The organism is Paenibacillus sp. GYB003, assembly GCF_036577625.1.
Classification (GTDB): Bacteria; Bacillota; Bacilli; order Paenibacillales; family NBRC-103111; genus Paenibacillus_AB.
In genome coordinates this window covers 57,940-65,235 of record NZ_JARBDC010000064.1, presented here as the reverse complement: position 1 = coordinate 65,235, position 7,296 = coordinate 57,940, and the positions used below count along the sequence as shown (strand labels likewise).

Here is a 7,296-nt window from a genome sequence, read left to right as displayed (position 1 = left end):
CCGCGGACGCCGCTTGCCGCGCGGGCTCGCGCTCCGTCGCCGAAGCGGGCGGCCGCTCGCGTTCGCCGCGCAGCGGGATGCGCTCCAGCCCGGCCCCGATCGCCCGCTCGATGTCGCGCAGCGCCGCTTCGTCCTTCGCGGCGACCAGCGAGACCGCCGTCCCTCTTTGTCCGGCCCGCCCCGTACGCCCGATCCGGTGAATATAGCTTTCCGGATCATGCGGGACGTCGTAATTGTACACGTGGGTCACGCCTTCGACGTCAAGCCCTCGCGCCGCGACGTCGGTCGCCACGAGCAGCCGGACGGCGCCGGCGCGAAACCGGGTCATGACCGCCTCCCGCTGCGCCTGCGTCAAGTCGCCGTGCAGCTCGCCCGCGTTCCAGCCTTCCGCCGCCAAATCGGCCGCCAGCTTTTTGGCGCGAATTTTCGTCCGGCAAAATACGACGGCCAGACGCGGCCGGTGTTCGGCGATCAGCCGCAAAAGCGTTTGCTTGCGGAGACGGTCCGTCGTTTCCGCCGCGTATTGGCGAATTTCGTCCAGCGTCACCTGCCGGCCCTGCACGCGAATGTCTTCGGGCCGATTCATGTAGCGTTCGGACAACGCGCGCACCGACTCCGGAAACGTGGCCGAAAACAGCATCGTCTGCCGGCTGTCGGGCGTCAAGCGGATCACTTCCTCCACTTCCGGCAAAAAGCCCATATGCAGCATTTGATCGGCTTCGTCCAGGACGAGCGCGGACAGATGCGACAGGTCGACGGTGCCCCGCCTCGTATGGTCGAGCAGCCTTCCCGGAGTGGCGACGACCAGATCCGGCGCCGCCTCCAGCTTATGCGCCTGCGCGATCACGTCCTGACCGCCGTACACGGACAATACCGTCAGGCCGACCGCATCCGCGATGCCGCGGGCTTCGGAGGCGATTTGGATCGCCAGCTCCCGCGTAGGCGTCAGCACGAGCGCGCGGACGCCTTCGTTTCGGACGGCGGGAGCGTGCGCCAGCAGCGGCAGCAAGAAGGCGAGCGTCTTGCCCGTGCCGGTCTGCGCCTGGACGATCACGTCCCGTCCCGCCAAGGCGGACGGAATCGCCAGCCGCTGTACCGGAGTCGGCGATTCGATCCCGGACCGGCGCAAATATTCGCACAGGTCGCCCGGCAAGCCGAGCGACGAAAACGTTAAGCTCATCGTTGGTCCTCTTTTCGGCAAACGGCTTCGGTAAGCCGCATCGATTGGTGAAACGATGGTAATAGTATAGGGGAAAGGCGAAGCGGCGTCCAATCGGCCCCCCGCTCTTTTCCGAAAGACTTGACAACGGCAGCGCCGCGCTTTATCTTAATATTAAGATATGTAACGAACAGCACCACGGAAGGAGCCCGATGATGAAAAACGCCAAAGACGAATCGCTTCATCTGTTCGTCGTGCTGACCCGCGCCAGCCAATGGGTGAACGCCCACGCCGACCGGCATATTCGCCGGCTCGGATTGAATCGGACCGAATTCGGCGTTCTCGAGCTGCTGTATCATAAAGGACGCCAACCGCTGCAGCAAATCGGCGAAAAAATATTGATGACGAGCGGCAACATTACGTACGTCGTCGACAAGCTGGAGAAAAAGGAGCTCGTCGTCCGCGTCGGCGATCCGGACGACCGCAGAATATGGTACGCCGAAATTACGCCGCGCGGCGTCGAATTTTTGGAGCGGTCGTTCCCGGAGCACGCCGATGTCATCGAGCAAGCGGTGAGCGGGCTTTCCCCCGAAGAACGGCGGGCGGCCGCCGAGCTGCTCAAAAAACTCGGCCGAAGCGCGCAGGAAAGCTTCAAGCGCAAATAGCGCAACTCCGACGGAAGTCGGTTCGGACCGCATCCGACGGATCCGACATCAACTTCCGCCCGAAGGGAGAGGTTGTTTTGAAACCGTTTCGCATCGTCGTGGCCGGCTGCGGCGGCATGGCCAAAAAATGGGTATCGTATGGCCTCTCGCGCGAAGACTGCGACATCGTCGGCCTCGCGGACATTCGCTTGTCCGCTGCCGAAGCGATGGCGGAGCAGTACGGTATCGCCTGCCGCGCTTATACGGACCTGTCCGAAGCGATCGCCGATTCCGGCGCGAATCTCGTCTTCGACGTCACGATCCCGCAGGCGCATCGGAGCATCGTAACGACGGCCGTCGCGAACGGCTGCAGCGTGCTGGGCGAAAAGCCGATGGCCGCCTCGATGGAAGACGCGAAGGCGATCGCGGAAGCCGTACGCCGGTCCGGGCAATCCTACGCGATTATGCAAAACCGGCGCTACCTGCGCGGCATTCGCTCGCTGAAGGACGCGCTGGACGCCGGAGCGATCGGCGCGCCCGGCTTTATGACCGCGAACTTTTTCCTCGGGCCGCATTTCGGCGGCTTTCGCGAAACGATGGACAGCCCGCTGCTGCTGGACATGGCGATCCATACGTTCGACCAGGCCCGGTTTCTGGCCGGCGGCGATCCCGTTTCCGTTTACGCCCACGAGTTCAATCCCCCCGGCTCCTGGTATGCGGGCAAGGCGGCGGCCGCCTGCATTTTCGAATTCGATAACGGCATCGTCTTTACGTACAACGGCTCCTGGTGCGCGGAAGGCGCCCCGACGTCCTGGGAATCGTCCTGGCGCATAACGGGAAGCGGCGGCACGGCGATCTGGGACGGCGAGCGGCCGCCTTATATCGAAACGGTCGTTACGCCGGCCCCGGCAGGCGGCGGCGAGCCCGGTCTGTTTCGGCGGACGGAGCGAGGACCGGCTTTGGACGAACGATGGACCGGCCGGGAAGGACACGACGGCTGTCTGGACGACATGTTCGCCGCGCTGGCCGAAGGGCGCGAAGCCGAAACGACCTACAGCGACAATATCAAAAGCGTGGCGATGGTTTACGGGGCGATCGACAGCGCCGCCGCGGGCAAAAAAGTTTCCCTGCTTTCCTATTATCGATAATCCGCCGCGGCGGCGTGCCGCTCGGATCGAAGGGGGATGCCGATGGATCGATTTTTCGACGCGGAGGGAGCGGACGCTTTTGTCGCCTACTCGCCGTCCCATGTTGCGGCTTTGGTTGCGTTCGCCTTCTCGGTCGCGTTGCTGTATGCGTTTCGCAGCCGGCTGCGCGGCAGCGAGCGGGCGCGGTACGTCCGCTACGCGCTTGCCGCCGTGTTGGCGGCCTCGGAGCTCGCGCTCAACGCCTGGTACGTCGCGGAGCGGGTCTACGACCCGAAAGACACGCTGCCGCTGGAGCTGTGCACCATTTCGTTATATTTGTGCGTCTTCATGCTTCTTTTTCGCAGTCTCGCCCTGTTCCGAATCGTTTACTTCACCGGGATCGGCGGCGCGCTGCAGGCGCTGCTGACGCCGGTTCTCGCTTACGACTTTCCCCACTTCCGGTACGTCGAATTTTTCGTCGCCCATATCGCGATTATAGTGTCCGTCCTTTACATGACCTGGGTCGAGCGGTTCCGGCCGACGCTGAAATCGGTGTTTACGACGCTCGGCTATTTGAATATCGCGCTCGTTTTCGTATTCGTCGTCAATTCCGTCACGGGCGGCAACTACATGTTCGTGGCCCGCAAGCCGGATACGGCGTCGCTGCTCGACTATCTCGGTCCTTATCCGTGGTACTTGCTGTCGATGGAAGCGGTTGCGCTCGTCCTGTTCCTCGCGCTTTATTTGCCGTTCGCCCTCGTTCCCGCCGCGTCCGTTGAAAAGCGGAACAATGCCGGTTGAACGAGCCGCTTCGACTTCCGTCAGCTGCCGGCGCAGGGGCGGCCTCTAGACTTCCTCCGGCCGGCGGCCGTCTTTTTCCATGACGCCGTTCAAGTATAAATCGTAAAACTTTTGCGAAAAGTCCTTCAAACTCATGTTCGCCGGCACATGCGGATTGTCTTGAAACGCCCGCTTGACGGAAAGCGTGTATACGATGAGCACGTCCGGGTCGACGTCCATACGGACGATGCCGTCGATTTTGGCCATGCGGATCAGCTCGCGAAAGACCGGCAATATTCGGCCCGCCCAACGCTCCGAGTAGCTGCGCATCGTGTCGGGGTAATCCTGCAGCAGCTCCATGCCGAACCCGGATTGCAAAAAATGGTCGTACCGGTTCATGTCGAACAAGCTCAGAAACAGCTCTTGCGTCAGCCGCCCGCGCTTGCCTTGTTCCACGATTTGCTCCAGGTTTTGCAAGACCGAGTCGGCGATATGGTCCAGGACGCTTTCCGCGATCTGTCGTTTGTCGGGAAAATGATTATACAGCGTCGCTTTGCTGACGCCCGCTTCGCGCACGATTTGTTCGATTGTGACCGCCCTGAGCCCTTTTTGCAAAAACAGCCGCTCCGCCGCTTGCAAAATATGGTCCCGTTTTTTCGATTTTTTACGGACATCGTCATGCGGCACCGCGCATCCCTCCGTTTCTTGCGACGCTGGATCAGGCTAAAAATCCGCTATCGCCATTATAGCAGGAAAACGCGGGAGAAGCTTCGCGGCCCGGAGGCGGAGCGGGAAACGAACGGCGATTCGGTTCGGCGCGCCGGTCAGCCGACGTCGCGGACGCGCCATCTCCACAAGCCGAAAGCGGTCAGCGCGGCGGCGATGCCGGTCAACCGAAGCAGCGGAACGATCGCGAATTCGCCGCCGGTCATGATTTTCGGCACATGATGAAACGGGATGACAAGATTGGCTGCCCAATAATCGAGTCCGAATATCGGGCCGATCACTTCTCCGAACAAGTTAAAAAACAAATACGCAAACCAGCAGACGGCGGCCGTGAATCGCGGCACGAAACCGAACGCGAATGCCGCGACGCCTCCCATCACCCATACGGCCGGCACCTGAACCAAAGCGGCCGCGACGATTGTCGGGACCTTCTCGAGCCCTTCGCCCGTGTTCAGCCCGAAGGTCAAGCCGATCGCGGCGCCGACCGCCGTCATGAGAACGACCGTACCGGCAGCGGCGATGACGAGATGGCCGAGAGCCCACTCAAGCCGGCCGACCGGCGCGGCCAGCATCGCATCCGCCCGTCCCTCCGCTTCTTCGGCCCGCAGCCGCAGCATCGCCAGCATCGCGTACAGCATCGCCGTATAGCCCATGCTGAGCACGATTACCCAGGCGAACACGTCCTCGAACGAAGCCGACGGGGCGTCCGCATACCGTTTAAACAGTTCCTTGCCCCAATCGGAAAGCGCCCCGCTGTCGGACAGTCCGCCGATGAGGCCGCCGAGCAGCGCTCCCGCCAGCGCGAAGCCGATCGTCCATCCGAGCAGCAGCCCGCGTTGCAGCCGCCAGGCGAGCGCAAGCGGACTGCCGAGCCGCGGGGCCGACGACGGCCCGGGCTTCGGCGGCAGCAGCCCGGCGCCGAGGTCGCGGCTCGCGGCGATCCGGAATGCGGCTCCGGCGACGACGACGGCGGCAGCGACCGGCAGCGCCGGGAGAAGCCAGCGTTCGTCGCCGAAAGGCGCAACGAGATGGCTCCATCCTTGCGGCGACAACCATTTCATCCACGCTTGCCCGGAACCGTCGCCGGCGAATCGCAGCATATAGCCGGCCGCGAGCACGGATAGGGCGATCATGTCGGACTTGCTCGCCGTTTCGGCGAGCTGGGCCGACAGCGCGGCGACCGCCGCGTAAAAGCAGCCCGACGCGGCCAGCGCGATGCCGAACGCGATCGAACCGGCCGGCTCGAAGCCGTAGACGATCCATTCGAGCGCGGCCAGCCCGCCCGTCAGCGCGCAGGCGCCGCATGCGACGACGAGGCTCGCCGTCAGCGAAGCGAGCCGGCCGACGGCTCCCGCGCCTACAAGCTCCTGGCGGCCGGACTCTTCCTCGGCCCGCGTATGGCGAACGACCGTCAACACGCTCATCAGCCCGATAAGCGTGTAGCAAATATCGCCGATCTTCCAAACCGACAACCCGGCCAAGCTCACTTCGTTCAGCACCCCGCCGAACGCCAGCAGCAGCTTGTTGCGGCCGATTTCCGCGGCGATGCTTTGCCGCAGCGCGTCGGTGGACAGCACCCGCGCATAGTTGAAGGCGGTCCCGATTACCAGAAGAAGCAACAGCGCGATCCACAGCGGCAGCCCGATTTTTTCGCGCCGCAAAATGAAACCGATCATCGCGACCGTTCCCGCAAGCTGTTTCATCGCTCGTCCCTCCCTTGTCGCGTCGGCATCGGGCGATTCGCCCCTTCCGTCTCGTAATGACGCATGAACAGCTCCTCCAGCGTGGGCGGACGACTCGTCAAGCTGCGCACGCCGGCCGCGGAGAGCGTGAGCAGCGCCCGGTCCAAAGCGCGCGCATCGACCGAAAACCGCACTGCGTTTCCTTGCGTTTCGAGGTCGTGCACCCCGTCGACGCCGCTCAGCCCGTTCACCGGACCGGCCAGCTCCGCCGTAACGAACGTACGGGTCAGGTGGCGCAATTCGGCGAACGTTCCCGATTCGACGACGCGGCCGGCTTTTATAATCGCGACCCGGTCGCACAGCTCCTCCACCTCCGCAAGAATATGGCTCGACAGCAGCACCGTCTTTCCGGCCGCTTTCGCTTCCGCCATACATTCGCGAAACACCGCCTCCATCAACGGATCGAGCCCCGAGGTCGGCTCGTCGAGAATATACAGCTCGCTGTTCGAGGCGAAGGCGGCGACGAGCGCCACTTTTTGGCGATTGCCCTTCGAGTAGGCGCGGCACTTTTTGCCCGGGTCGAGCTGAAAGCGCTCGAGCAGCTCGGAACGTCGCTTCCGGTCGACGCCGCCTCTCAGCCGCAGCAAAAAGTCGATCGCCTCGCCTCCGGTGAGGCTCGGCCACAAGCTTACTTCCCCGGGCACGTACGCCAATCGCCGGTGCAGCTCCGGCGCGTCGCGCCAAGGGTCTTTGCCGAACAGGCGTACGTCTCCGCCGTCCTTGCGAAGCAGACCGAGCGCAATGCGAATCGCGGTCGATTTGCCCGCTCCGTTCGGCCCGATAAAGCCGAACGCTTCCCCTTCGTTCACGCGCATATCGACGCCGTCAAGCGCCCGGTAGTTGCCGTACGATTTCGTGAGCCGGATCATGTCGATGACAGCCATGCAAGTGCACCTCCAACGGTTGAATCGTCATTTTTAAACGATATTATACAAATTCGTTCACTTTTACAACGACTATTCGCGGTTCTTTTAGACGGATTACAGGTTATTTCGTTCAATTTGCCGATTAAATCGATACGTTCCTCCGATTTGCGGCATGCCGGCTTCGCGCGAAAGATCGCCCGCCCTGGTCCATGTTCGTCTCCTCCATTGCTTACGATCGCGAGACATAACCGA

7 protein-coding genes are annotated in these 7,296 nt (G+C 62.7%); 3 read left to right on the top strand and 4 right to left on the bottom strand.

Annotation, left to right across the window (positions count from 1 at the left end; translation table 11 throughout):
• The coding region (locus tag PV407_RS20330) for a DEAD/DEAH box helicase (protein WP_332091817.1) at positions 1–1,180 on the bottom strand (1,180 nt) is incomplete at its 3' end.
• A gap of 194 nt (positions 1,181–1,374) precedes the next feature.
• Between PV407_RS20330 and PV407_RS20325 the strand changes: the two genes are divergently transcribed.
• The 3 genes from PV407_RS20325 to PV407_RS20315 all read left to right on the top strand — a co-directional run bounded on the left by PV407_RS20325 (position 1,375) and on the right by PV407_RS20315 (position 3,731).
• Complete coding sequence (locus PV407_RS20325) at positions 1,375–1,824, top strand: MarR family winged helix-turn-helix transcriptional regulator (RefSeq protein ID WP_332091816.1); 450 nt, start codon at positions 1,375–1,377, stop codon at positions 1,822–1,824.
• A 77-nt stretch (positions 1,825–1,901) separates the two neighbouring features.
• Positions 1,902–2,951, top strand: a complete 1,050-nt coding sequence (locus PV407_RS20320; protein ID WP_332091815.1) for a Gfo/Idh/MocA family protein — start codon at positions 1,902–1,904, stop codon at positions 2,949–2,951.
• A gap of 42 nt (positions 2,952–2,993) precedes the next feature.
• The gene (locus tag PV407_RS20315) at positions 2,994–3,731 is read left to right on the top strand and encodes a YwaF family protein (protein WP_332091814.1); all 738 of its coding nucleotides are present in this window, start codon (positions 2,994–2,996) and stop codon (positions 3,729–3,731) included.
• A 45-nt stretch (positions 3,732–3,776) separates the two neighbouring features.
• Here PV407_RS20315 and PV407_RS20310 read toward each other — a convergent pair whose 3' ends face one another.
• From PV407_RS20310 to PV407_RS20300, 3 genes are all read right to left on the bottom strand, one after another.
• The gene (locus PV407_RS20310) at positions 3,777–4,397 is read right to left on the bottom strand and encodes a TetR/AcrR family transcriptional regulator (RefSeq protein WP_332091813.1); all 621 of its coding nucleotides are present in this window, start codon (positions 4,395–4,397) and stop codon (positions 3,777–3,779) included.
• Positions 4,398–4,534: 137 nt separating this feature from the next.
• Positions 4,535–6,139, bottom strand: a complete 1,605-nt coding sequence (locus PV407_RS20305) for an ABC transporter permease (protein WP_332091812.1) — start codon at positions 6,137–6,139, stop codon at positions 4,535–4,537.
• The gene (locus PV407_RS20300) at positions 6,136–7,062 is read right to left on the bottom strand and encodes an ABC transporter ATP-binding protein (protein WP_332091811.1); all 927 of its coding nucleotides are present in this window, start codon (positions 7,060–7,062) and stop codon (positions 6,136–6,138) included. Before PV407_RS20300 ends, PV407_RS20305 begins: the two co-directional genes overlap by 4 nt.
• Positions 7,063–7,296 lie beyond the last annotated feature (234 nt).